We start from the raw sequence: 21,911 nt of genomic DNA, 5'->3' as shown, positions 1-21,911 counted from the left end.
GCGCGCAAATCGTGCCTCAAACAAAGCTATAAGGATCAATATCGACGCCCACGCGCACACCGGGCGGAAATTCCCGGGTCCCAAGCCAATCGCGAAGCGCGCCTTGGAGATTGGCGCTGCGCCGCGCGTTGATGAGGAAGCGGTAGCGGTAGCGGTTTCGCAGCAGCGCCATGGGAGCAGGGGCAGGCCCCAAGATCATCACATCGCTCAAATTCGGGCGCGAATGGCCCATGCGGGTGGCAACATCGCGCACTTCGCGTTCGTCTTCGCTCGAGAGGATGATCGCAGCCCATCTGCCAAAGGGCGGAGCCCCTGCATCGCGCCGAGCCTCGGTCTCCGCTTCGTAAAACCCATCGCGGTCGCCATCGGCAAGCGCGGCTATGACGGTGGCTTCGGGGTGGCGCGTTTGAATGAGAACTTCACCCGGCTTCGAGCCCCGGCCCGCGCGTCCGGCGACTTGGGCGACCTGCTGATAGGTGCGTTCTGCTGCGCGCAGGTCTCCGCCTTCGAGGCCAAGGTCTGCGTCCACCACGCCCACAAGCGTGAGTTCAGGGAAGTGAAAGCCCTTGGTCACAAGCTGCGTGCCCACAATCACGTCAATCGCTTTGGCTTCGGCCTTGGCTATGAATTCTGCGGCTCGTTCGGGTGAGCCCAATGTGTCAGAAGTGGCCACCGCGACGCGCGCTTCGGGGAACAGCTCGGCGACTTCATCTGCGATGCGTTCGACACCTGGCCCGCAGGCAACAAGGCAGTCCGCCACGCCGCATTCCGGGCAGCTTTCCGGCACAGGCCCTTCGAGCCCGCAATGGTGGCAGGAGAGGCGGCGGGACAGTCGGTGTTCGACCATCCAAGCGCTGCAATTGGGACATTGGAACCGGTGCCCGCAGTTGCGACAAAGCGTCAGCGGTGCATAACCGCGCCGGTTGAGAAATAGCAGCGATTGCTCGCCGGCCTCCAGCCGCTTCTCAATCCCTTCGACCAAGGGCTGCGCAAGCCAGCGTCCCGCACCTGGCTTATGTTCGGTAAGGTCAATCAGCTTGATCGCTGGCAGCTCAGCGCCGCCAAACCGGCTGGGAAGTTCCAGCTTTGTATAAGTTCCGCTGTTCGCCATATGGAGGCTTTCCAGCGCTGGGGTAGCGCTCGCAAGCACCACCGGAATATCCTCGAAACGCGCGCGCATGACAGATACATCACGCGCATTGTATCGCACGCCGTCATCCTGCTTGAAGCTGATCTCATGCGCTTCATCGACCACGATCAGCCCGAGATTGGCGTATGGCAGAAAAAGTGCGGAACGTGCGCCCACAATGACCTGTGCGCTCCCTTCGCTAATCGCCCGCCAAGCGCGCCTGCGCTCGGTTGATTTGAGCGAAGAGTGCCACTGCACCGGGGGCGTCCCAAAGCGCTGTTCAAAGCGGGTGAGGAAGTTTTCGGTAAGCGCAATTTCGGGTAGCAGCACCAAGACCTGACGCCCCATGCGCAGGGCTTCTGCCACGGGTTCGAAATAAGTCTCGGTCTTGCCCGACCCAGTGACCCCATCGAGTAGAAAGGGTTCAAATGTACGCTTTTCAACGGCTTGTACTAAGGTCTTGGCAACCCGCATTTGATCGCCGGACAGGGCGGGCTGGTGAAAATCCGCGTCTGCGGGCGGATAGGGGCGGTCAATGGCGACCGTGACAGGCTCAATCACCCCTTGGTTCACAAGTCCGCGCAAGACCCCGGTGGAAACCCCTGAAACCTCCGCTAATTCGCGCAAGATGCCCTGTTCGCCTTGAAGTAGATCCATCGCCGCCTCGCGCTGCGGGGTCATGCGCTCAGGCACTGCCCCTTCGACCAGCCGGTATTCGGTGGTGGTGGTCGGCCCACCCAAAGCGCCCCCGCTGGAGAGCACCATGCGCGCAACGCTTGCTAATGGAGCGCAGTAATACTCCGAAGTCCACTCAATCAGGCGGCGCAGGGCGTGAGAAATAGGGGGGACTTGCACGACTTCGCGTAGCGCGCGCAGTTTTGATGCATCCACCTCAGCGCCCGGCAATCGCCCCTCATCCCACACCACGCCTGTGACCGTGCGCGGCCCCAAAGGCGCGACCACAACGCTGCCTGCTTCCACAGCCATTCCATCCGGCAACTTGTAATCAAGAGGCCCAAGTGCTGCATTGAGGACAAGAATTCGGACGCGCTGCATGGTGCCAATATCTATGCACGCACATCGTGATAAGCCAGCCATGAGAGAGGCACATATGCACAAGTCCCCGCACACACCCTTCGCGCGCCGCCAGTTCATCGGCGGAGGGCTCGCGCTTTCCGCTGCACTCACATTGCCCGCTTGCGCAGGCACCACCGGCATTAGCCTCACCGAAGCCGTGCGGCGATTGCTCCTTATTTCGAGCGAAAACGCCTTTGCGCGTCTCACGGCAGATGGCGGCTATTGGGACAATCAGGTCGCGCGGCTGGGACTAGGGGATGTGCTGGGTTCGCGCGGTAATGTTCTGACCCGCATATTCACATCATCATTGGTGAAGGACCAATTGGAAGACGCCTTTGCCGACTTCGCAGTCGATGCCTCATTGCGCGCTGCGCCGATCGTTACCGAAGCAGTGCGCACCATCGGCTTTGCCAATGCGGTGCAGCTCGTTCGCGGCGGGCCAAAGGCTGCGACCACAGCGCTTCGCGGAGAGCTTGGCGGGCGCTTGGTCGAACAGATGGTGCCGGAGTTGGGGGACGCGATCCGCATTGCCTCCAACCCCGGTGTGGCAGAGCTTCTACGGCAGGTAAGCGGCACTGATATTAGCGCCATTGCTCAAGGGTTTGCGGGCAATATTGATGATGCAATCTGGAACGAGATCGGCGCCGAAGAGGCGCTGATCCGAGCTGACCCGCAGGCGACCAATGACCCGCTTCTGATCGGTGTGTTTGGGCTAGGCAGGGCGCTCTAAGCTTCAAGAAATCCACCGTTTGTCACCGGCGACCTCGGGCACTTGGTTGAAAACTCGTGAGTGCGGCGGCATTCCAATTTGCAACCGACTCGATTGAAAGGCACAGCCGACATGAAATTCTTCGCCGACACCGCTGAGATTGATGCGATCAAGGACCTTGCTGCAACGGGCCTTTTGGACGGGGTTACAACCAACCCTTCGCTGATCCACAAATCGGGCCGCGATTTTATGGAAGTTACGAAAGAGATCTGCGGCATCACCGACGGTCCGGTCAGCGCCGAAGTCGTCGCTCTCGATCACGAGACCATGATGAAAGAGGCCGAAGTCCTTCGCAAAATCGCTGACAATGTCTGCATCAAAGTGCCGCTGACGGTTGATGGTCTCAAGACCTGCAAGGCGCTGACGGGCGAGGGCACGATGGTCAATGTGACGCTGTGCTTCTCAGCCAACCAAGCGCTCCTCGCTGCCAAAGCAGGTGCAACTTTCATCTCGCCCTTCGTAGGTCGCCACGACGACAATGGCTTTGACGGTATGGACCTTATCGAAGACATCCGCCTGATCTATGACAATTACGGTTTCGAAACCGAAATCCTCGTCGCATCCGTGCGCCACGTCACCCACGTGCTCGAAAGCGCCAAGATCGGAGCCGACGTCATGACCGCGCCGCCCAAAGTGATCCATGCACTGTTCAACCACGTGCTGACCGACAAAGGCATCGAAGGCTTCCTCAAGGATTGGGAAGCAACGGGGCAAAGCATCGTTTGATGGTAATGGATAGAATTATCAGGGCGCACTTATGATCGGTTTCGTCATCCTAACAATATTGCCATTAGTTTACATTGCTGTGCTCAACTGGTTCGTCTCGTTCTTCGTTTTCAAGACACAGCCACCGCTGCAAAGGGCTCTCGCGACGACCTGTGTGTCGGCTTTGGTTTTGTCCCTTATATTCGCCTACCAGGTCGAGGCCGCCATGCCGGCGGACCTTGCAGGAAACCTATTGGCCTCATATTTCACTGTCCTTTTGAGGCTAGCGGTTCCTGCAGCGCTGTGTTTCGTTTTTTACTATTTCATGCTCAAGCGGCGGTGGGTCGATGACGACGACCACGAGGTTTTTGATTAATCGGCTTTAGATGACTAGAGGCATGAGGCACTGACCCTAGTCAATGTCTCATCTGGATTCTGCGTGACCGAAGAAACCCCTCTCGATAAATTCAAACAAGCGCTCACCGGAGCATCGCGGGCCATCGCTCAGGATGCTGAGGTTGAAGTCGCATGGAGCGCAGACGTGCCCGGCGCATCTGGCAACCGCTTCCGAGTGCCTCTTCCGGGCCGCGATTTGCCAGCAGAGCAAGTGAGCGAAGCGCGCGGCTTTGCTGACAGTTTCGCGCTAAAACTGCGCCACCATGATGCAGGGCTTCATGCCGTGAACGCACCACCTGAGCCGGTCGCGCGCGCATGCTTCGATGCGATCGAGCAGGTGCGCTACGAAGCGCTTGGCGCAAACCGGTTCGGCGGTATAAAAGCAAACCTTGATGACGCGACCGAGATGCGCCTCAATTCCGACGGCATTACCCGCGCGCAAAATGCCTCCGAAGTGCCTTTGCAGACCGCGCTGGCGCTCATGGTGCGCGAGGAACTCACCGGAGAGCCTATCCCAGAGCGAGCCGTCACGGGCCTAAGCCTTGTGCGCGAGGCGATTGAGAAGGCGGTGGGTGGCGATTTGTCCGCGCTCGCAGATAGCCTTGGCGACCAAGAGGCCTTCCAGAAACTCGCGCTCGACATGCTTCGTGACTTGGACCTGACGCGGCCTACCGAAGATCAGGATCAGACTGACGAAGACGATTCCGACGAGGATGACGGCCAAGACGAAGAGGACGCGGGCGATGAGCAGCAGGAAGGCGAGGCAGAGCCCGACGCCGCCGATGTTGCAGGCGAAATGCAAGAGGGCGAGGCTGACGGTGACACCGAGGCCGAGATGCAGGGCGATGAGGATTTTGAGGAAGGGGAGCCCGGCGAAGACGGCGATGCCTCCAACGCGCCCACGCGTCCAAACCGCCCGCAAGCCGACATTCCCGAAGGCCTCGACTACAAGGCCTTTACAGAGAAGTTCGACGAAGAAATCGAAGCGCCAGAGCTGTGCGATGCGGAGGAACTCGACCGCCTCCGCGCTTATCTCGACAGCCAGCTGACGGGACTTCAAGGCGTGGTGACACGGCTAGCCAACCGTTTGCAACGCCGCTTGATGGCGCAGCAAAATCGCAGCTGGGACTTCGATCAAGAAGAGGGCGTTTTGGACGCAGCGCGCCTTAGCCGCGTAATCGTCTCTCCCGGTACGGCGCTGTCTTACAAGGTCGAGCGCGATGTGGAGTTCAAGGACACGATTGTGACCTTGCTGATCGACAATTCAGGCTCAATGCGCGGGCGGCCGATTTCGATTGCCGCGATCAGCGCCGATATCCTTGCGCGCACGTTGGAGCGGTGCGGGGTGAAGACCGAAATCCTCGGCTTTACGACCAAGGCGTGGAAAGGCGGTCAATCGCGCGAGGCGTGGCTCGCCGATGGCAAGCCGCAAGGTCCCGGCCGCCTCAACGATCTGCGCCACATCATCTACAAACAAGCCGACGAACCATGGCGCCGCGCGCGCCGAAATCTGGGCCTGATGATGCGCGAGGGGCTGCTCAAAGAGAATATCGACGGCGAAGCGCTTTTGTGGGCGCACTCGCGGCTGGTCTATCGCCCTGAGGAACGCCGCATCCTAATGGTGATCTCCGACGGCGCGCCAGTGGATGATTCTACGCTCAGCGTGAATTCGGCCGGCTATCTGGAAGCCCATCTTCGCGGCGTGATCGACTGGATCGAGAACGTCAGCCCTGTTCAACTCGTCGCCATCGGCATCGGCCACGACGTAACCCGCTACTACCGCCGCGCGGTGACGATCATGGACGTCGAGCAACTCGGCGGCACGATCATGGAGCAGCTCGCGGAGCTGTTCGAGGATGAAAAGGGCGGACGGCGGCGGTGAAGAACAATTCGTCATTCCTGCGAAGGCAGGAATCCAGCTAAGGCTGGTGTTAAGACGCGATGTTATCTGGACCCCGGCCTTCGCCGGGGTGACGAGGGAGGAGTTACAACTTGGTTGAAACCGTCACTCTTTGGAGGCCAACAGGCCCGCAAGAGCTCAAGCTTGTTGAAGACTCAGGCTGGAAAGTCTGGCCTCCACGTCTGCCCGAACAACCGATTTTTTATCCCGTCACGACCGAAGAATATGCGATCAAGATCGCGCGTGACTGGAACGTGCGAGCAAGCGGCTCTGGATTTGTCACGCGGTTCGAAGTGCGCAAAGACTACCTCGACCAATACGATGTGCAGCTAGCGGGCGGAAAAGAGCACGCCGAATACTGGATTCCAGCCGAAGAATTGGACGATTTCAACGCTGCGATTGTAGGAACGATCGAAGTCACTAGGAGCTATCCCGAATGAACGTAACCGAAGCCGTCACCAGCCGCCGCTCTGTGCGCATGTTCACCGACCAAAAGGTCGAGCTTGAAACCATCCGCCGCGTGCTCGACACTGCGCGTTGGGCCGCGTCAGGCTGCAACTTCCAACCTTGGGAAGCCGCTGTTGTTACCGGGGACTCGCTCAAACAACTTCAGGCCAAGATCATCGAGAACGGCCCGCAAAAGCCGGAATATGACTGGACGGCTCCAGAGCAAGAAGACGCCTACAAATCGCGCCTTCACGCGGTGGGTGCTGGCATGTTTGGTGCGATGGGGATTGCGCGCGATGACACTGAGGCGCGCATGAAGGCGATGGCGCGCAACACCACCAGCTTTGATGCGCCGGTCGTCATGTTCACTTACTTCCCGCGCTTTATGAAAGAGCCCCAGTGGTCGGATACGGGCATGTGGCTGCAAACCGTCGCTTTGCTGCTGCGCGAAGAGGGCCTCGACAGCTGCTATCAGGAGGCGATGGCGATGTATGCGAACACGATCCGCGATCACCTTGGCCTCGATCATGAGCGGTATATGCTCTTTTGCGGTATGGCGATCGGCTACCGCGACCCGGATGCCCCGCTCAACAATTTTGAGCGTGAACGGGTGCCTTTGGACGAACACGTCAGCTTTCACGGCTTTGAGTAAAGCCGGTGGCGCGCATCGACCCACCGGCCGAGGACGAGCTTACTCCTGAGCAAAAGCAAGGTTTTGCAATGGCGGAGGCCTTTATGGGCTTCTTGCCCAATTCCTCTGTCTCTATGGCGCATTGGCCTGAATTGGCTCAGACCTTTGCACCTTTCGCGGCCAATATCCTTGGTGGGGGTGAGCTGGATCGTTCTCTCAAGAACATGATCGCAGCGGTTGCCAGTAGTGCGGCGGGTTGCCGATACTGCATGGCGCACACGGCGCATCAGGCGCAGCGCGCTGGCGGGGATGCTGAGAAGGTCGCGCGAGTTTGGGAATACCAAACAAGCGACCTGTTTACCGATGCCGAACGTGCGGCACTCGATCTTGCGCTTGCCGGTGGGCAGGTGCCCAATGGCGCGAGTGATGCGCATTTCGATGAGCTTAAAAAGCACTATTCCAACAAGCAGATTGTTGAGATTGTGGCGGTGATATCGCTCTTCGGGTTCCTCAACCGCTACAATGACACGATTGGCAGCGAGCTTGAGGCGGAACCGCTCGCCTTTGCCAAAGAAACCTTTGCCTCGCGCGATTGGGACGGTTGACCCAAATCGCCGCTCGCATAAAAGCCCGTGGCTATGTCAGAGCTCAAACTCTTCAACTCGCTCACCCGCGAAATCGAACCCTTTACCCCCGTCCACGATGGCGAGGCGCGGGTCTATTCTTGCGGGCCCACGGTCTACAACTATCAGCACATCGGCAATATGCGCGCCTATGTGTTCGCCGATACGCTCGGCCGGACGCTCCAATACAAGGGGCTCAAACTCACCCATGTCATCAACATCACTGATGTGGGGCATCTGACGTCTGATGCTGATGAGGGCGAGGACAAGATGGAGAAAATGGCAGCGACGCAGGGCAAGTCTGCCTGGGATATCGCCGCCTTTTATCAGGCCGATTTTGAAGCCGATCTGGCGCGCCTCAATGTGCAGCAAAAGCAGCACCCGCGCGCCACCGAATATGTCGAAGAGATGATCGCATGGGGCAAGAGCATCGCGGATGCGCACTGCTATGAGCTTGAAAGCGGCCTCTATTTCGACATCTCCACCGTCGCGGATTACGGCAAGCTTGCGCGCGCCGTGACCGAAGAGGGTGAGGGCCGTATTGAGAAGCTGGAAGGTAAGCGCAACGCGGGCGACTTTGCGATTTGGCGCAAGACCCCGGCGGGCGAAACGCGCCAGATGGAATGGGAGTCACCTTGGGGCAAAGGTGCGCCCGGTTGGCACCTTGAATGCTCTGTCATGGGCGAGAAGCTGCTTGGCTTCCCCTTCGATATTCACACCGGCGGGATCGACCACCGCGAAATCCACCACCCCAATGAAATCGCGCAGAACCAGGCGTTTTCATGCTGCGGGGGTGAGGGGCTGAGCGAAGCGCGCAATTCGGGCGCGAACATCTGGATGCACAACAATTTCCTTGTTGAGCGCTCCGGCAAAATGTCGAAGTCCTCTGGGGAATTCTTGCGGCTGCAACTGCTCGTCGACAAAGGCTTTCACCCGCTTGCCTACCGCATGATGTGCCTGCAGGCGCACTACCGCTCTGAGTTGGAGTTTAGCTGGGAAGGGCTCGAGGCGGCTCTGACGCGGCTGAAGCGCATGGTGATGGCGGCCGAGCGGCTGAAGGACGCCGAGAGCCAGCCGGTTGCCGAGCACCCGAAGTTTGCAGCCCCGCTTGCCAAGTTCGATGAGGCGATTTGCGAAGACCTTGGCACGCCGGTGGCGCTGACGGCTTTGGAAGACGCCCTCGCGGTCAAGAAGGTCGCGCCTGAGGTTAAGCGTGCTGTGGTTGAGCATATGGACGCGGTGCTGGGGCTCAATCTTTTTGGGCTCACCCGCGGAGACCTGCGTATTCGTCCGGTCTCCGCTGAGATTACCGAGAATGAAATCGAAGACGCGATCGCCCGCCGCAGGGCTGCGCGCGCTGAAAAGGACTTTGCTGCCTCTGACGCGATCCGCGATGAACTTGCTGCCAAAGGCGTGGACGTGATGGATGGCGATCCGCTGGGCTGGGATTGGAAGCTGGGTTGACCATCTCGTAGCCTTCGCTAGGTAAGTTTCGTGATGCAACCTATATTATGGCTCGTCCTTGCTGCAATCCACGCGCTTCCAGCCGCCGCCTTGTTTCGACCTGCGACATTGACCTCTTTGTATGGCATTGCAGCTGACAGCCCGCTGTTCCTCCTCATGCAGCACCGTGCCGCACTGTTTCTTGCGGTGTTCGTCGCCTGTGTTTGGGCGGCGTTTGTGCCTGATGGGCGCAGATTGGCGGTGTTAGTGGTTGGGATCAGCATGCTGAGTTTCCTAGTGCTTTACGCCGGTGCCGGCTTTCCCGAGCCGCTTAAGCGTATAGCGATTGCAGACCTTGCAGGCCTTCCATTCTTACTTGGGGTGGCGTGGCTTGCATTCCGCGCGTAACGAAGCGCCATGACCAAACTCGCAATTTCCGGCCTCATCCGTCCGCTTCTCGAACGTAAGCTTGCCAAAGACCTCGAAGTCAATTGGTTCATGACGCATGAAGAAGCCCTCGAAGCGGTCAAGGGCGCGGAGATCGGCTGGTTCGATATGAACGAGAAAGAGGCCATGGCAGCAGCGCTTCATGCCGCGACCGAACTCAAATGGCTCAATTCGATCTACGCTGGCCTCGATTTCCTGCCGATGGATGTACTGATTGATCGCGGAATTACGGTGACCAACGGTGTTGGTATCAACGCGGTCACCATTGCCGAATATACCATCATGGGCATGCTCAACATCGCCAAGGGCTACCGCGAGGTTATTCGCGCACAGGAACGCCGCGAGTGGCTGATGGACAGCCCCGGCAAGCGCGAACTTGCAGGCTCCAAAGCGCTTCTGCTCGGCTACGGCGCGATTGGCAAACTCATCAAACCGCGCCTTGAAGCTTTTGATGTGGACGTCACTGTAGTCCGGCGCTCGGGAGGCGAGGGCGTGCTGACCCCGGATCAGTGGCGCGGCAAACTGGGCGAGTTTGACTGGGTGATCCTTGCAGTGCCCTCGACGCCTGAGACCGTGAACATGATCGGCGCCGATGAGCTGGCCGCAATGAAGCGCGAATGCGTGCTGGTGAACATCGCGCGCGGCGAAGTGGTCGACCAGCCCGCTTTGATCAAAGCGCTAAAGACCCGGTCCATCGAAGGCGCGTTTCTTGACGTAACGACGCCGGAGCCTCTTCCATCCGATCACGAGCTTTGGACCCTCGATAATGCGCATATCTCGATGCATTTGTCGGGCCGCGCGCAGAATATGATGTTTATCCGCAGCGCTGAGCGGTTTCTCGATAACCTGCAAAAGTACCTTCGCGGTGAGCCTGTAGCCCCGGTTTTCGACCCAAAACTGGGTTACTGATTTTTGTCAAATATCTGCGCTGATTGCAAAATGTGTATTGTGCACTTGGAATCTGACGGATTCCTGCAATACATGGTCATACAAAGTGGCAATGTCGTGCGCGCGCTTGGATATTAGGTGCACCGCGCCGACGAAATAGACTGGCTACGTTATGCGAAATCGGCTTAAAATTTGGCCCACGCACCGACGCCTAGGTTGCGTGCAAAACTTGGGGGGAATACTAAATGACTGATACCAAAAAAGCGTCCGACGTTTTCATCGAATGTCTTGAGGCTGAGGGCTGCGAGTACATCTTTGGTGTGCCGGGTGAAGAAAACCTCGACTTTCTCGATTCGCTCGGGCGCTCTGACAAAATCAAGCTCATCCTGACGCGCCACGAACAAGGCGCAGGCTTTATGGCTGCGACTTACGGCCGCCACACAGGCAAGACCGGCGTATGCGTCGCAACGCTTGGTCCGGGGGCAACGAACTTTGTGACTTCGGCAGCCTATGCTCAGCTTGGCGGAATGCCGGTGCTGATGATCACCGGGCAAAAGCCGATCAAAAAGTCCAAGCAAGGCCGCTTCCAGATCGTCGACATCGTCTCCCTCATGGAGCCGGTGACGAAATACTCGATCCAGATTGCTGCGGGCGACAACATCCCCAGCCGCGTCCGCGAAGCGTATCGCCTCGCGGAAGAGGAAAAGCCGGGTGCGACTCTCATCGAGCTTCCCGAAGATATCGCAGAAGAGCCCACCACCGACTGGCACCCGCTTCCCAAAAGCGTTGCGCGCCGTCCATCGGCTGAAGCCAAGGCTGTTCGCAAGGCGGTTGAGGCTATTGAAAACTCGAAGAACCCGATTCTTGTCATCGGCGCTGGCGCCAACCGCAAGACCGCGGGCCGCATGCTCGAGCAATTGGTTGAGAAGACAGGTATTCCCTTTCTTACCACCCAAATGGGCAAAGGCGTTATTGACGAACGCCATCCGAAATTCCTCGGTTGCGCAGCGCTGTCAGCTGGCGATTTCGTCCACCGCGCGGTTGAAGCGGCAGATTGCATCATCAACGTCGGCCATGATGTAATCGAAAAGCCGCCTTTCTTCATGCACGACAATGGTGTCACCGTTGTCCACGTCTCGACCAAGACGGCAGAGGTGGACCCTGTCTATTTCCCGCAGATCGAGGTTATCGGCGATATCGGCAACGCGATCTGGCAGATGAAAGAAGACATCTCGCCGAACCGCAGCTGGAATTTTGACCAGATGCTCGCTTACCGCGCGGCAGAGGTTGCGCATACCGAGCCGCTGGAGAATGATACACGCTTCCCGATTTTCCCGCCGCATTTGGTGAAGCAAGTGCGCGATTGTGTGCCGCATGATGGCATTATCTGCCTCGATAATGGCGTCTACAAGATCTGGTTTGCGCGAGGGTTCACCGCTTATCTGCCCAATACCGTGCTGCTCGACAATGCGCTTGCGACCATGGGCGCTGGCCTACCGTCTGCCATGATGAGCGCAATGCTCTATCCAGACCGCCATGTCATGGCGATTTGCGGCGACGGCGGCTTTATGATGAACAGCCAAGAGCTTGAGACCGCTGTGCGGTTGGGGCTCAACATCACAGTACTGATCCTTCGCGATGATGCTTACGGCATGATCCGTTGGAAACAGGCGAATATGGGCTTCAACGACTTTGGTTTGACCTATGGCAACCCAGACTTCGTCAAATATGTCGAAAGCTATGGCGGACATGGACATCGGGTCGAGAGCAGCGAGCACCTCACCGAAGTGCTGGCGCATTGCCGCGATACGCCGGGCGTGCACTTGATTGATTGCCCGGTCGATTATTCCGAAAACGACCAGATTTTGAACATCGACATCAAAGAACGCAGCGCTGAGCTTTGATCGCTTCACTGCTTTGATCAGGAGATGACGATGAAGACTGTAGTAAACCCGTTCGACCTTTCTGAAATCGGCCAGGTGCCGACCGCCGAATGGGATGAAATCGACGCGTTTCTGGCCCGCGCGCATGAGCTTTGCGAAGACCGCTCGACTTGGATGAAAACGCATGAGCGCGCGGCCATCCTTGAGAAGGTCGTGGAGATCATGAAGGATCGGCGCGATCATCTCGCCTTCCAGATTGCCAATGAAGGCGGCAAGCCATTGATTGATGCACGGGTCGAAGCAGACCGGGCGATCAAGGGGGTTGAGCTGTGCATTGAAGATCTTGGAAATGTGCGCGGCACGGAAATACCCATGGGCCTCAGCCCATCGGGGGACGGACGATTTGCCTGGACCACGCGTGAGCCCATCGGGCCTGTGGTTGCGGTCTCGGCTTTCAATCACCCCCTGAACCTGATCGTCCACCAAGTCGCGCCAGCCGTTGCGACCGGGTGCCCTGTTATCGTCAAACCGGCGAGCGACACGCCGCTTTCCTGCTTTGAGTTCATCGGCATATTGCACGAAGCGGGTCTGCCAAAGGAATGGGCCAAAGCGGTTGCACCATCGCGTGAGGCGTCTGAAAAGATGGTGACCGACCCGCGCGTCGCCTTCTTCACTTTCATCGGCTCAGCTGGTGTCGGTTGGGGTCTTCGCTCCAAACTCTCACCTGGCACACGCTGCGCATTGGAACATGGCGGCGTCGCGCCGGTCATCGTAGATCAGACAGCTGATCTTGATGCAGCGGTGCCCGCTTTAATGAAGGGCGGTTTCTACCATTCGGGCCAGGTGTGCGTATCAGTTCAGCGAATCTTCGCGCACTCTTCGGTGGTCGAAGAGCTGAGCAATCGCATGGCGGCGGCTGCGAAGGAGCTCAAAGTGGGCAACGCCATCGCTGAGGATACCGAATGCGGGCCCTTGATCCGTCCTGCGGAGACCGACCGAGTCGCTGAATGGGTGGAGGAAGCGCGCGAAGGCGGGGCGAAAGTCTTGAGCGGCGGCCAAAAGCTGTCCGATACAACCTACGCGCCCACCGTTCTTTTGAACCCGCCCGCAAACGCCAAAGTGTCGACCAATGAGGTATTCGGTCCGGTGGTCTGCATCTATTCCTATGATGATGTGAATGATGCGATTGCTCAGGCCAATGCGCTGGATGTGTCATTTCAGGCGGCGGTCTTTACCAATGACCTGAAAGGCGCAATGCACACCTATCGCAACATCAATGCGTCAGCCGTGATGGTGAACGATCACTCCGCCTTCCGGGTGGATTGGATGCCTTTCGCGGGGCTTAAAACCTCTGGCCATGGCACCGGCGGCATCCCCTATACAATGCACGAAATGACGATCGAGAAGATGATTGTAATCAACGCGTAGGTTTGACCTGCGCCCCCTATCTGGGGGGCATCATCGCTGGTTGGTCAGGAGAGTTGACCTCAGGGTTTATCTTGAGCGGCTCGCATGCCAGCCAATCTGAAGGCGAACGCGGCCGTGCCAGCCGCTCGGTGTAGTGCAGGTTTGTGCGGCGGGTTTGGATCAACTGTCTTCGAGCAGCAGCAGTACTGCTGTGATCTCTAGCCGTTCGTGCATGCCGAAGTGGTGATCGACCTCGCGAATGGTCGCATCGGCTACCAGTTGACCGGGGATAGCGAACTCGTGCTCAGGCAATAGCTCCATAAGCTCTTCGCCCTGCGCCACGGCTTCTGCACCCTCAAAGCGAAGGACGATTTCGTGACGCGTGCCGGAAAAGGTGATTGAACTCCACGCCTTTTCATCATGGCTCAAGCAGGTGCCGCAGCCTCCTCCCAGCTTGACCAATGCATCGCGCAAATGGTCTGACGATGTGCGCCGAGCGCGTATGGGATGGGGGCGGTCGCCGGTTTTGACGCCGGCTGATTTCGTTTCCAGCGGTTTGAGGCCAAGCAGCGAACCAAGCGCTCCGCCAAACGGTGCTGCGCCCAAAATTTGCGGATCAAGCAGCATAGCGAAATCCTTTCACTTCCAGAGCGGGCGCTTTGTTTGAGACGACGCGGAAAGAATGAGGGCGGGCCTCCACGCGGCGGCCAGCGTTGTACTCATCCATCCATTCAAGCGTGCGCTCTTCGGTTTTCTTACGCGGGATACGGCCCATGCGAAGGTCCAGCACAAAGCGCGGATCATGCGCTGCAAGCCGGCCAAACTTTGTGGCGGCCATTTTGTGGGTTTGCAGGAAGCTCTCAACTTTTCGAATCAACATCGGTGACCCCTTTCAGGTGTTGTCTTTCACGTCGATCGAGCTGAAGGCCTGCACCGCGATTCGCTCGATGTTCTATTTATGTTCCACCCGAATTCCTACTTGTCTAGGAAAAATCCTTCATGTAGGAAGGATTTGTGAACGATGTTCCTCAATACTTCGCGAAAGGGAGCTGAAGAATGAGCCAGACAGATGCACGTAACCGCTTGGCACAATTGTCAAAAGAGCGCGGGACAAGCCTTGCGAGCCTGTCGGAATTATTGGGAAGAAACGCCTCCTACCTGCAGCAATTCATTAAGAAAGGCAGTCCGCGCAAGCTTGAGGAAGGCGACCGCAAGATGCTTGCGGAGTTTTTTGGTGTGGACGAATCAGAGCTTGGTGCGCCAGAGAATGGAGTAAAGGAAAAATCCTATTCGGCGAGTTGGGGCGCAGCTTTTGGCGATTGGATTGATGTTCCAAGGCTCAATATTGGGGCCTCAGCGGGGCCGGGGGCATCGCCCGATATTGAGAAGGCTTTTGACGCCTTCCGCTTTTCCCGCCGCTGGTTGACGGAACAGGGTTTGGAGGGCGCAAAACTCCAGGCGATCACGGTAGCGGGCGATTCGATGGAGCCGCTGCTCAATGACGGTGACGAAATTCTGATCGATACATCGCCGAGAGCTTTTCGAGATGGGGTGCATGTGGTGCGCCTTGGCGATACACTGATGGTCAAACGCGTGGCGCAAGCCGGGGCAGGGCGGTTTTCGCTGCTTAGCCAGAACTTGGCCTATCCGCCGGTGGATGTGGCGGCAGATGAGATGGAAGTGATTGGACGGGTGGTTTGGAAAGGAGGGCGCATTTAGAGGGGCTACGCGGTGCTTTGGGTCGTCCTCGGAATCTTCACTTTGATCTCTATTATCATTCTAGCAGATTTACCCTCAGCTCTAGGAGCTCAAGCTTTCGGTTCCCAAGCGCAGGCCCTGATTGCTACCCTTGGGGAGCGGAAGGACCTGTTGCAGGCATCTAGAGATATGCGAGCAAAGAGGCCGATTTAATAAGTGGCCTCGCGATGGTCTTGCTCTCAGGATTGGCCGTGGCAATCATGGTGCTTAGCCGTTCTGCCCGTACAATGGTTGCGCGGCTCATGGCAGGTCCGGTCATTATGACGGTGGTTGTGATCCAGTTTTGGGTCTAATTAGGAGATGTCAGCTTCATACCCGTTCGCCCTGAGCCTGTCGAAGGGCGCGCGGGGACCTTGGCGAGCGTGCTTCGACAAGCTCAGCACGAACGGACGAGGGAAGTGTAAGCTAACTCCGCCGCCGCTTTAGCCAATCCTTATGTGTCGCCTCAGTCTTACGCCATGCGGCGAAGACCGAGAGGTCTTTATCCGGTTTGCCCGTGCGGCCCAGCGCGTAAATCTGGCCATAGAACCAGAACTGCACAGCAAAGCTCGCCGCTGCGCGAAGGGCTTTGATACCCGTGAGGAACCGCAAAGGTGCTGGGAAAAGCGAGAGTTCGTCTTCGTAGCGGTGCAAGGCATCCTCACCTTCAAGCAGGCGTTTGGGCCCGTCAGGGTCGGCGCATAGGGGCCGCCCCAAGCCGATCAAATCGGCCGCTCCGCTCTCCAATGCCTGTTCCATCGCCGCTTTGCTGCGAAAGCCGCCGGTGACCATCAGGGGCACTTTGCACGCCTCTTTCATCGCCTTCGCGAAGTCCACGAAATAGGCCTCGCGCTTGGCAGTCGAGGCTTTGACATTGGGGTTTTCGGCTGGCTCCATGCCTTCAATGCCGAGGAGCTTGGGTTGCTCATAAGTGCCGCCAGAGACTTCGATCAGGTCAACGCCGAGTTCCTCAAGCCATGCGACCACTTGCAAACTGTCCTCAAAGGCAAAGCCGCCTTTTTGGAAATCCGCGCTGTTGAGTTTGACGCTGATGGGGAAGTCTGGCCCCACTGCCTCGCGCGACCCACGAATGACTTCGGTGAGCAGGCGCGCGCGGTTTTCCAAGCTTCCGCCCCACTCATCGGTGCGAATATTGGTGCGCGGGGAGAGGAATTGCGAGATGAGGTAGCCGTGTGCGCCGTGGATTTGCACGCCGGTAAAGCCGGCCTCTTTGCAGGTGCGAACTGCGCGTACAAAGCTAACGATGATCGCCTCGATCTCGTGGGCCTTAAGCGCGACCGGCTCTCCAAACTGGCCTCCGGGGATGCCGACTTTGACGGCTGAGGGAGCCTTAGGGGCCTCGTTCACGATCTTGAAGCATTGGCGCCCCGCATGGCTGATTTGTGCCCAGAAGTGGTTGCCGTTGGAGGTGCCTGCCGCGGTCCACTCACGGAACAGGGCAAGCTCGTCCTCAGTCAGTTCGCGGTCGATAATGACATTGCCGGGCCTCTCCAGATGATCAGCGTCCACTTGAATATTGCCAGACAGCAGCATCCCTGCGCCGCCCTGTGCCCAAATCCTGTAAAGCCGTGTGAGTTCACTCGTGGGGAGGCCTTGCGGGTCAGCGAGCCCCTCTGTCATCGCCGCTTTCGCCAACCGATTGGGCAACACCGTGCCGCAGGGCAATGTGAGCGTACTTGCGATTGTCATTTCAATGTTTCTCCCCGTTTCACACGAACCATAGCGATTGGGTCTTATTGGGAAACCGATTTTTGAGAGCGCTTGCATTTGCATGAAGCCCGCGCCATTTCGCAGTGCATGAACGACGCTACCAAACAACCGCCCATGAAGGCCGCCATCATCCCCGTGACGCCTTTGCAGCAAAACTGCTCGCTGATCTGGTGCACCAAGACGATGAAGGCCGCGTTGACCGATCCGGGCGGGGACTTGCACAAGCTTAAAGACGGCATCGCCAAGGCGGGCGTGACCTTGGAGAAGATCCTCATCACTCACGGCCATCTCGACCATTGCGGGCAAGCAGGCATGCTTGCGGAAGAATTGGGCGTTCCCATCGAAGGGCCTCATAAGGACGACCTTTTCTGGATCGAGCAACTCGACAGCGATGGCGCGCGTTACGGGATGGAGGCAAAGAGCTTTACCCCTGACCGCTGGTTAGAGCAGGGCGATACGGTGACGGTGGGCGAGCTTACCCTCGACGTCATCCATTGCCCCGGCCACACGCCGGGCCACGTCGTCTTCGTTCACGGCCCCAGCAAGTTTGCAATTGTGGGCGACGTTTTGTTCCAAGGCTCGATCGGCCGAACCGATTTCCCGCGCGGCAATCACCAAGACCTAATCGATTCGATCACGAAGCGCCTCTGGCCATTGGGCGAAGACATCACCTTCATCCCCGGCCACGGTCCCACCAGCACTTTTGGCCAAGAGCGCCAAACGAACGCTTTTGTGAGCGACTATGTGTTGAGTTGAGCGGGGCGCTCAAGGGAACGCCCCGAGCTCTTTCTACATCACGCCCGCTGCGATCAAGGCCGCCACAACAGCCAGACCAAGCAGTGTAAGCATCGTGATCACAATGCCGACGATGCGGCCTGCCATAAGCTTGTCGCCCTCCATCCCGAAGGCATGAGCAATGCGGCCGATGATGAAGAGGCCTGCAACCCACGCCAGCCATGGTTCGCCGCGTCCCGATATCTCAATCGCGCCGAGAAGTATGAGCACAAAAGGCGCATTTTCTACGAAGTTTGCTTGCGCTCGCATCCGCCGCACGAGGTTCTCATTGTCCTGGTGGCCGATAGAGATTTTCTCAGCGTTACGAACCGCGCCAACGCGCAGCATCAGCCAAACATTCAAGATTGCTGCCGCCGCCGCAGCAGACAAAGTAACTGGAAGCAGTTCCATTAAACGATCCCCTCAAAATTCACTTTTTGGTTTTATTCTGAAACTGAGTTAACGAGATCGCATTGATCTTGCAACGCCGGAGCGGAGCAATTGTGTAAGGCTTCCTGCTTGCAAGCTTGGAAATTTGCGTTATATCGCGCGCCTTCCCGCCGCTTCTGGCTCGGACGTGCCCCTCGCGGAGGTGATTCACCTTGTGCGTATGGCACCCTTGGCTTAAGGGCGTCACCGAAACATAAGGAAATCGCGCAAATCCGCGGTTTTCCTTGCGACATTTATTTGAGGAAATGGCTGAGCCATGGCTGTCCCTAAGAGAAAAGTATCCCCGCATCGCCGTGGCAATCGGCGCGCGCATGATTCGCTGAAAGTTGAAGCTTTCGCGGAATGCTCAAACTGCGGTGAGCTTAAGCGTCCGCACACGATGTGCCACCACTGCGGTTATTACAACGGCCGTTTGGTGCTTGCCCCGAAGGGCATCTAAGCCGTCACTAAAGAAGGAATTCGTGCATGACCCTCCCGCGTATCGCCATTGATGCGATGGGCGGCGATGAAGGCGTGCGCGTTATGGTTGAAGGCGCGAGCCTTGCTCGCCGTGACCATGCAGGTTTCCAATTTCTTCTGGTGGGCGATCAAGAGCGGATTGAACGCGCGCTTGAAAGCCACCCGGGTATGGCCGGCGCCTCAGAAATTCTCCACTGTGATGATGTGATCAGCGGCGATGAGCTGCCCTCCAGGGCGATCCGCCGCGCCAAGACCACTAGCATGGGCCTCGCCGTCAATGCGGTAAAAGAGGGCGCGGCTGGCGCTGCGGTGAGCGCTGGCAACACGGGCGCTTTGATGGCGATGAGCAAGATCGCCCTTCGCACGCTTCCGGGCATCGACCGGCCCGCATTGGCCGCTCTTATGCCGACGCTTGAGCCGCACGATGTTGTGATGCTTGACCTTGGCGCAAATACCGAAGCCGATGCCCGCAACCTTGTGCAGTTCGCTGTAATGGGAGCGGCCTATTCGCGGATTGTTAATGGGTTTGAATGCCCATCTGTACGGCTTCTCAACATTGGTACAGAGGATATCAAAGGTACAGAAAGCCTGCGTGATGCGGCCGCCTTGCTGACGGATGCCGCGGGCCTTGCGCTTAATTTCGATGGCTTTGTCGAAAGTGACAAAATCAACCGCGGCGAGACGCATGTTGTCGTGACCGATGGTTTCTCCGGAAATATTGCGCTGAAGGCCATAGAGGGGTCTGCGCGCTTTGTGACCGACCTGCTGAAACAGGCTTTCACAAGTTCGCTCCGTTCCAAAATCGGTTTTCTGGTATCGAAGCCTGCGACCGAGCTTTTGCGCCACCATCTCGATCCCAACAACCACAATGGCGCGGTTTTCTTGGGGCTCAACGGCGTGGTGGTGAAGTCTCATGGCAGCGCCACTGCGAAAGGTGTGGCGCAAGCTGTGACCGTCGCGGCGCGGCTCCTAGAGAACCGTTTGATCGACCGGATCGCGGATGATCTGGGTGAATTGGGCCCAGATTTTAATAGGTGAGGCCTTGAAACATAAGTGAAAGAAGCCGAGAGCGGCCTCAACCTAACGTAACGTAAAGTCAGCGGAGACCCACGTGCCAGGATCAAGAGTGCCCGGTTCGCGAATATTGGGCTCCGGCTCTGCCCTGCCAGGCCGCGTTGTCACCAATGCCGAATTGGCCACTATGGTTGACACATCCGATGAGTGGATTGTCGAACGCACCGGCATTCGTCAGCGCTATATTGCGGGTGAAGGGGAAACCACCTCTACGCTCGCGGCAGAGGCGGCAAGGGCAGCCTTGGATGATGCTGGGCTGACGCCTGCGGATATTGATCTCATTGTTATTGCAACTGCCACTCCCGACAACACCTTTCCTGCAACCGCGACCAAGGTGCAGCATGCGCTGGGCTGTCATGGCGGGATCGCATTTGACGTGGCGGCGGTGTGTTCCGGGTTTCTCTATGCATTGACCACCGCCGACTCGTTGCTGACCACTGGTATGGCGAAGCGTGCGCTTGTAATCGGGGCTGAGACTTTCAGCCGAATTCTCGATTGGGAAGACCGCACAACCTGTGTCCTATTCGGCGACGGGGCGGGCGCCATCGTCTTGGATGCGCCAGATGCGTCCAATCCGGTGCAAAAAGACGGCGCCGGCATAATCGCAAGCCGCCTTCATGCAGACGGCGCGCAGCACGATTTGCTTTATGTTGATGGCGGCCCATCGACCACTCAGACTGTTGGACATTTGCGCATGCGCGGACCTGAAGTGTTCAAGCACGCCGTGGTAAACCTTTCGAGCGTCCTCAAAGAAGTCATTGACGACGCAGGGATTTCTTCAGATGAAATCGACTGGATTGTTCCCCATCAAGCCAACAAACGCATCCTTGATGCGACCGCTCGCAAGCTAAAAATCGGCGCTGAACGGGTTGTCGTGACGGTCGACCAGCACGCCAACACATCGGCGGCCTCCGTCCCGCTCGCTTTTGACACGGCGCGCAAGGACGGCCGGATCAAGTCCGGCGACCTGGTGATGATGGAAGCGATGGGCGGCGGATTTACGTGGGGTGCAAGTCTCATCCGAATGTGAGACAAAATTGTACAGAAACGCCAGTTTGTTGTATTACCAACACATTCGTTTGCGCGCGCTTGAGAAAAGCCTTACACTCTCAGCAGTTATTGTGATCGCGCCGGTTATTGGAGACCTCTATATGATGCGTTCAGTTGGCACTCTTACCCGGGCCGATTTGGCCGAAACAATCAACCGCAAAATGGGCTTTAGCCGTGCGGAATCGCTCGATTTGGTTGAGGCGATTTTGGACAAGATGTCCGACGCACTCGCCAAGGGTGAGAATGTGAAAATCTCAGGCTTTGGCAGCTTTGTCCTGCGCGACAAGAATGAACGGATTGGCCGCAATCCGAAAACCGGTGTTGAGGTTCCGATCACACCGCGCCGTGTTCTGACATTCCGCGCGAGCCAGCTCCTTAAGGAAAAGATCGCCGACGCGTCGTAAAGACCGCTTCGGGACTTTGAGAAACTTCGCATGGTAGACTTCTCCGATGGAAAAGCGAAAAGTGCCTTTCGCACGATTGGCGAGGTAAGCGAGGCGCTTGGCATAAAACCGCATGTCCTGCGTTATTGGGAGCAGCAGTTTTCGCTGCTTAAACCCATGAAACGCAGCGGCGGGCGGCGGTTGTATCGCCCAAGTGATATCGAGATGGTCGAGGCTATTGATCAGCTTGTGAACCAAGAGGGCTATACACTCAAAGGGGCTGAGGCTGTTTTGCGTGCAAGCGGTGTCTCGGGTGCAGAACGCCGCAAATCCGAGCGCCGCGAATTCGATCGCCGTGATGGTGAGGAGTTTGTGGCGTCTGAAGCGGCGGGAGGCGAGGCAAAACCTAACGCTGCGCCGGATGCTAATGACGATTCAGCGCTCGCTGAAAACATTGCAAAACTTAAACAAATCCGCGCTCGGCTTGCTCGGGCCATTGAAGCCTAAG

Annotated in this window: 25 protein-coding genes; 20 read left to right on the top strand and 5 right to left on the bottom strand. The window is 57.8% G+C overall.

Going from position 1 to position 21,911, the window contains the following annotated elements; all coding sequences use genetic code 11:
* Positions 1 to 16: 16 nt before the first annotated feature.
* Positions 17 to 2,185, bottom strand: a complete 2,169-nt coding sequence (locus tag AC0V60_RS08350) for a primosomal protein N' (protein ID WP_486178016.1) — start codon at positions 2,183 to 2,185, stop codon at positions 17 to 19.
* A gap of 55 nt (positions 2,186 to 2,240) precedes the next feature.
* Between AC0V60_RS08350 and AC0V60_RS08345 the strand changes: the two genes are divergently transcribed.
* From AC0V60_RS08345 to AC0V60_RS08290, 12 genes are all read left to right on the top strand, one after another.
* Positions 2,241 to 2,936 (top strand): DUF4197 domain-containing protein, encoded by a 696-nt coding sequence (locus AC0V60_RS08345; RefSeq protein WP_486178015.1) that lies wholly within the window; start codon positions 2,241 to 2,243, stop codon positions 2,934 to 2,936.
* A 111-nt stretch (positions 2,937 to 3,047) separates the two neighbouring features.
* Positions 3,048 to 3,701: a fructose-6-phosphate aldolase gene (fsa, locus tag AC0V60_RS08340; RefSeq protein ID WP_486178014.1), complete on the top strand. Its 654-nt coding sequence runs from the start codon at positions 3,048 to 3,050 to the stop codon at positions 3,699 to 3,701.
* A gap of 31 nt (positions 3,702 to 3,732) precedes the next feature.
* The gene (locus AC0V60_RS08335; RefSeq protein WP_486178013.1) at positions 3,733 to 4,056 is read left to right on the top strand and encodes a hypothetical protein; all 324 of its coding nucleotides are present in this window, start codon (positions 3,733 to 3,735) and stop codon (positions 4,054 to 4,056) included.
* A gap of 63 nt (positions 4,057 to 4,119) precedes the next feature.
* Complete coding sequence (gene cobT, locus AC0V60_RS08330) at positions 4,120 to 5,958, top strand: cobaltochelatase subunit CobT (protein ID WP_486178012.1); 1,839 nt, start codon at positions 4,120 to 4,122, stop codon at positions 5,956 to 5,958.
* 110 nt (positions 5,959 to 6,068) lie between these two features.
* Positions 6,069 to 6,416, top strand: a complete 348-nt coding sequence (locus AC0V60_RS08325) for a hypothetical protein (protein ID WP_486178011.1) — start codon at positions 6,069 to 6,071, stop codon at positions 6,414 to 6,416.
* A complete protein-coding gene (locus AC0V60_RS08320) occupies positions 6,413 to 7,075 on the top strand; it encodes a nitroreductase (protein WP_486178010.1) in 663 nt (220 codons plus the stop codon). The genes AC0V60_RS08325 and AC0V60_RS08320 overlap by 4 nt, the downstream gene beginning before the upstream one ends.
* Before the next feature lie 5 nt (positions 7,076 to 7,080).
* A complete protein-coding gene (locus tag AC0V60_RS08315; RefSeq protein WP_486178009.1) occupies positions 7,081 to 7,659 on the top strand; it encodes a carboxymuconolactone decarboxylase family protein in 579 nt (192 codons plus the stop codon).
* A gap of 33 nt (positions 7,660 to 7,692) precedes the next feature.
* A complete protein-coding gene (cysS, locus tag AC0V60_RS08310) occupies positions 7,693 to 9,141 on the top strand; it encodes a cysteine--tRNA ligase (protein ID WP_486178008.1) in 1,449 nt (482 codons plus the stop codon).
* 33 nt (positions 9,142 to 9,174) lie between these two features.
* Positions 9,175 to 9,528: a hypothetical protein gene (locus AC0V60_RS08305; RefSeq protein WP_486178007.1), complete on the top strand. Its 354-nt coding sequence runs from the start codon at positions 9,175 to 9,177 to the stop codon at positions 9,526 to 9,528.
* A 9-nt stretch (positions 9,529 to 9,537) separates the two neighbouring features.
* A complete protein-coding gene (locus AC0V60_RS08300) occupies positions 9,538 to 10,476 on the top strand; it encodes a D-2-hydroxyacid dehydrogenase (RefSeq protein ID WP_486178006.1) in 939 nt (312 codons plus the stop codon).
* A gap of 224 nt (positions 10,477 to 10,700) precedes the next feature.
* Complete coding sequence (locus AC0V60_RS08295) at positions 10,701 to 12,359, top strand: acetolactate synthase large subunit (protein WP_486178005.1); 1,659 nt, start codon at positions 10,701 to 10,703, stop codon at positions 12,357 to 12,359.
* Between the two features lie 30 nt (positions 12,360 to 12,389).
* The gene (locus tag AC0V60_RS08290) at positions 12,390 to 13,766 is read left to right on the top strand and encodes an aldehyde dehydrogenase family protein (RefSeq protein WP_486178004.1); all 1,377 of its coding nucleotides are present in this window, start codon (positions 12,390 to 12,392) and stop codon (positions 13,764 to 13,766) included.
* A gap of 159 nt (positions 13,767 to 13,925) precedes the next feature.
* On the opposite strand, the gene AC0V60_RS08285 is transcribed toward AC0V60_RS08290, so the two are convergent.
* Both AC0V60_RS08285 and AC0V60_RS08280 read right to left on the bottom strand, forming a co-directional pair.
* The gene (locus AC0V60_RS08285; protein WP_486178003.1) at positions 13,926 to 14,372 is read right to left on the bottom strand and encodes a hypothetical protein; all 447 of its coding nucleotides are present in this window, start codon (positions 14,370 to 14,372) and stop codon (positions 13,926 to 13,928) included.
* Entirely contained in the window at positions 14,362 to 14,625 is a 264-nt protein-coding gene (locus AC0V60_RS08280; protein WP_486178002.1) for a hypothetical protein, read from the bottom strand. Before AC0V60_RS08280 ends, AC0V60_RS08285 begins: the two co-directional genes overlap by 11 nt.
* A 176-nt stretch (positions 14,626 to 14,801) precedes the next feature.
* On the opposite strand from AC0V60_RS08280, the gene AC0V60_RS08275 reads away from it, so the two are divergent.
* Together AC0V60_RS08275 and AC0V60_RS08270 are read left to right on the top strand one after the other, a co-directional pair.
* Positions 14,802 to 15,464, top strand: a complete 663-nt coding sequence (locus AC0V60_RS08275) for a LexA family transcriptional regulator (RefSeq protein WP_486178001.1) — start codon at positions 14,802 to 14,804, stop codon at positions 15,462 to 15,464.
* A gap of 206 nt (positions 15,465 to 15,670) precedes the next feature.
* Positions 15,671 to 15,796, top strand: coding sequence for a hypothetical protein (locus AC0V60_RS08270; RefSeq protein ID WP_486178000.1), 126 nt, complete (start codon positions 15,671 to 15,673; stop codon positions 15,794 to 15,796).
* A gap of 112 nt (positions 15,797 to 15,908) precedes the next feature.
* Here the strand turns inward: AC0V60_RS08270 and AC0V60_RS08265 are convergent, their stop codons facing one another.
* Positions 15,909 to 17,192, bottom strand: coding sequence for an NADH:flavin oxidoreductase/NADH oxidase family protein (locus AC0V60_RS08265; RefSeq protein WP_486177999.1), 1,284 nt, complete (start codon positions 17,190 to 17,192; stop codon positions 15,909 to 15,911).
* A gap of 135 nt (positions 17,193 to 17,327) precedes the next feature.
* Here AC0V60_RS08265 and AC0V60_RS08260 point away from each other — a divergent pair, with 135 nt between their 5' ends.
* Positions 17,328 to 17,969, top strand: coding sequence for an MBL fold metallo-hydrolase (locus AC0V60_RS08260; RefSeq protein WP_486179468.1), 642 nt, complete (start codon positions 17,328 to 17,330; stop codon positions 17,967 to 17,969).
* A 33-nt stretch (positions 17,970 to 18,002) separates the two neighbouring features.
* Here AC0V60_RS08260 and AC0V60_RS08255 read toward each other — a convergent pair whose 3' ends face one another.
* Entirely contained in the window at positions 18,003 to 18,398 is a 396-nt protein-coding gene (locus AC0V60_RS08255) for an MAPEG family protein (protein WP_486177998.1), read from the bottom strand.
* A gap of 295 nt (positions 18,399 to 18,693) precedes the next feature.
* On the opposite strand from AC0V60_RS08255, the gene rpmF reads away from it, so the two are divergent.
* From rpmF to AC0V60_RS08230, 5 genes are all read left to right on the top strand, one after another.
* The gene (gene rpmF, locus AC0V60_RS08250) at positions 18,694 to 18,876 is read left to right on the top strand and encodes a 50S ribosomal protein L32 (RefSeq protein WP_486177997.1); all 183 of its coding nucleotides are present in this window, start codon (positions 18,694 to 18,696) and stop codon (positions 18,874 to 18,876) included.
* A gap of 26 nt (positions 18,877 to 18,902) precedes the next feature.
* A complete protein-coding gene (gene plsX, locus AC0V60_RS08245; protein WP_486177996.1) occupies positions 18,903 to 19,934 on the top strand; it encodes a phosphate acyltransferase PlsX in 1,032 nt (343 codons plus the stop codon).
* A gap of 88 nt (positions 19,935 to 20,022) precedes the next feature.
* A complete protein-coding gene (locus AC0V60_RS08240; RefSeq protein ID WP_486179467.1) occupies positions 20,023 to 21,000 on the top strand; it encodes a beta-ketoacyl-ACP synthase III in 978 nt (325 codons plus the stop codon).
* A 121-nt stretch (positions 21,001 to 21,121) separates the two neighbouring features.
* The gene (locus tag AC0V60_RS08235) at positions 21,122 to 21,424 is read left to right on the top strand and encodes an integration host factor subunit alpha (RefSeq protein ID WP_486177995.1); all 303 of its coding nucleotides are present in this window, start codon (positions 21,122 to 21,124) and stop codon (positions 21,422 to 21,424) included.
* 30 nt (positions 21,425 to 21,454) lie between these two features.
* Positions 21,455 to 21,910, top strand: coding sequence for a MerR family transcriptional regulator (locus AC0V60_RS08230; protein ID WP_486177994.1), 456 nt, complete (start codon positions 21,455 to 21,457; stop codon positions 21,908 to 21,910).
* The last annotated feature ends 1 nt before the right edge of the window (position 21,911 follow it).

This window comes from Erythrobacter sp. S259, assembly GCF_057364965.1.
The sequence above is the reverse complement of the archived record's forward strand: the minus strand, read 5'-3'. Positions and strand labels throughout refer to the sequence as shown.

Excerpts from the sequence above, each read along its gene's own strand:
- AC0V60_RS08350 (WP_486178016.1), bottom strand. The coding sequence starts at position 2,185 with ATGCAGCGCGTCCGAATTCTTGTCCTCAATGCAGCACTTGGGCCTCTT.
- AC0V60_RS08345 (WP_486178015.1), top strand. The coding sequence starts at position 2,241 with ATGCACAAGTCCCCGCACACACCCTTCGCGCGCCGCCAGTTCATCGGC.
- fsa (WP_486178014.1), top strand. The coding sequence starts at position 3,048 with ATGAAATTCTTCGCCGACACCGCTGAGATTGATGCGATCAAGGACCTT.
- AC0V60_RS08335 (WP_486178013.1), top strand. The coding sequence starts at position 3,733 with ATGATCGGTTTCGTCATCCTAACAATATTGCCATTAGTTTACATTGCT.
- AC0V60_RS08320 (WP_486178010.1), top strand. The coding sequence starts at position 6,413 with ATGAACGTAACCGAAGCCGTCACCAGCCGCCGCTCTGTGCGCATGTTC.
- cysS (WP_486178008.1), top strand. The coding sequence starts at position 7,693 with ATGTCAGAGCTCAAACTCTTCAACTCGCTCACCCGCGAAATCGAACCC.
- AC0V60_RS08305 (WP_486178007.1), top strand. The coding sequence starts at position 9,175 with ATGCAACCTATATTATGGCTCGTCCTTGCTGCAATCCACGCGCTTCCA.
- AC0V60_RS08300 (WP_486178006.1), top strand. The coding sequence starts at position 9,538 with ATGACCAAACTCGCAATTTCCGGCCTCATCCGTCCGCTTCTCGAACGT.
- AC0V60_RS08295 (WP_486178005.1), top strand. The coding sequence starts at position 10,701 with ATGACTGATACCAAAAAAGCGTCCGACGTTTTCATCGAATGTCTTGAG.
- AC0V60_RS08290 (WP_486178004.1), top strand. The coding sequence starts at position 12,390 with ATGAAGACTGTAGTAAACCCGTTCGACCTTTCTGAAATCGGCCAGGTG.
- AC0V60_RS08285 (WP_486178003.1), bottom strand. The coding sequence starts at position 14,372 with ATGCTGCTTGATCCGCAAATTTTGGGCGCAGCACCGTTTGGCGGAGCG.
- AC0V60_RS08280 (WP_486178002.1), bottom strand. The coding sequence starts at position 14,625 with ATGTTGATTCGAAAAGTTGAGAGCTTCCTGCAAACCCACAAAATGGCC.
- AC0V60_RS08275 (WP_486178001.1), top strand. The coding sequence starts at position 14,802 with ATGAGCCAGACAGATGCACGTAACCGCTTGGCACAATTGTCAAAAGAG.
- AC0V60_RS08270 (WP_486178000.1), top strand. The coding sequence starts at position 15,671 with ATGGTCTTGCTCTCAGGATTGGCCGTGGCAATCATGGTGCTTAGCCGT.
- AC0V60_RS08265 (WP_486177999.1), bottom strand. The coding sequence starts at position 17,192 with ATGACAATCGCAAGTACGCTCACATTGCCCTGCGGCACGGTGTTGCCC.
- AC0V60_RS08260 (WP_486179468.1), top strand. The coding sequence starts at position 17,328 with ATGAAGGCCGCCATCATCCCCGTGACGCCTTTGCAGCAAAACTGCTCG.
- AC0V60_RS08255 (WP_486177998.1), bottom strand. The coding sequence starts at position 18,398 with ATGGAACTGCTTCCAGTTACTTTGTCTGCTGCGGCGGCGGCAGCAATC.
- rpmF (WP_486177997.1), top strand. The coding sequence starts at position 18,694 with ATGGCTGTCCCTAAGAGAAAAGTATCCCCGCATCGCCGTGGCAATCGG.
- plsX (WP_486177996.1), top strand. The coding sequence starts at position 18,903 with ATGACCCTCCCGCGTATCGCCATTGATGCGATGGGCGGCGATGAAGGC.
- AC0V60_RS08235 (WP_486177995.1), top strand. The coding sequence starts at position 21,122 with ATGATGCGTTCAGTTGGCACTCTTACCCGGGCCGATTTGGCCGAAACA.
- AC0V60_RS08230 (WP_486177994.1), top strand. The coding sequence starts at position 21,455 with ATGGTAGACTTCTCCGATGGAAAAGCGAAAAGTGCCTTTCGCACGATT.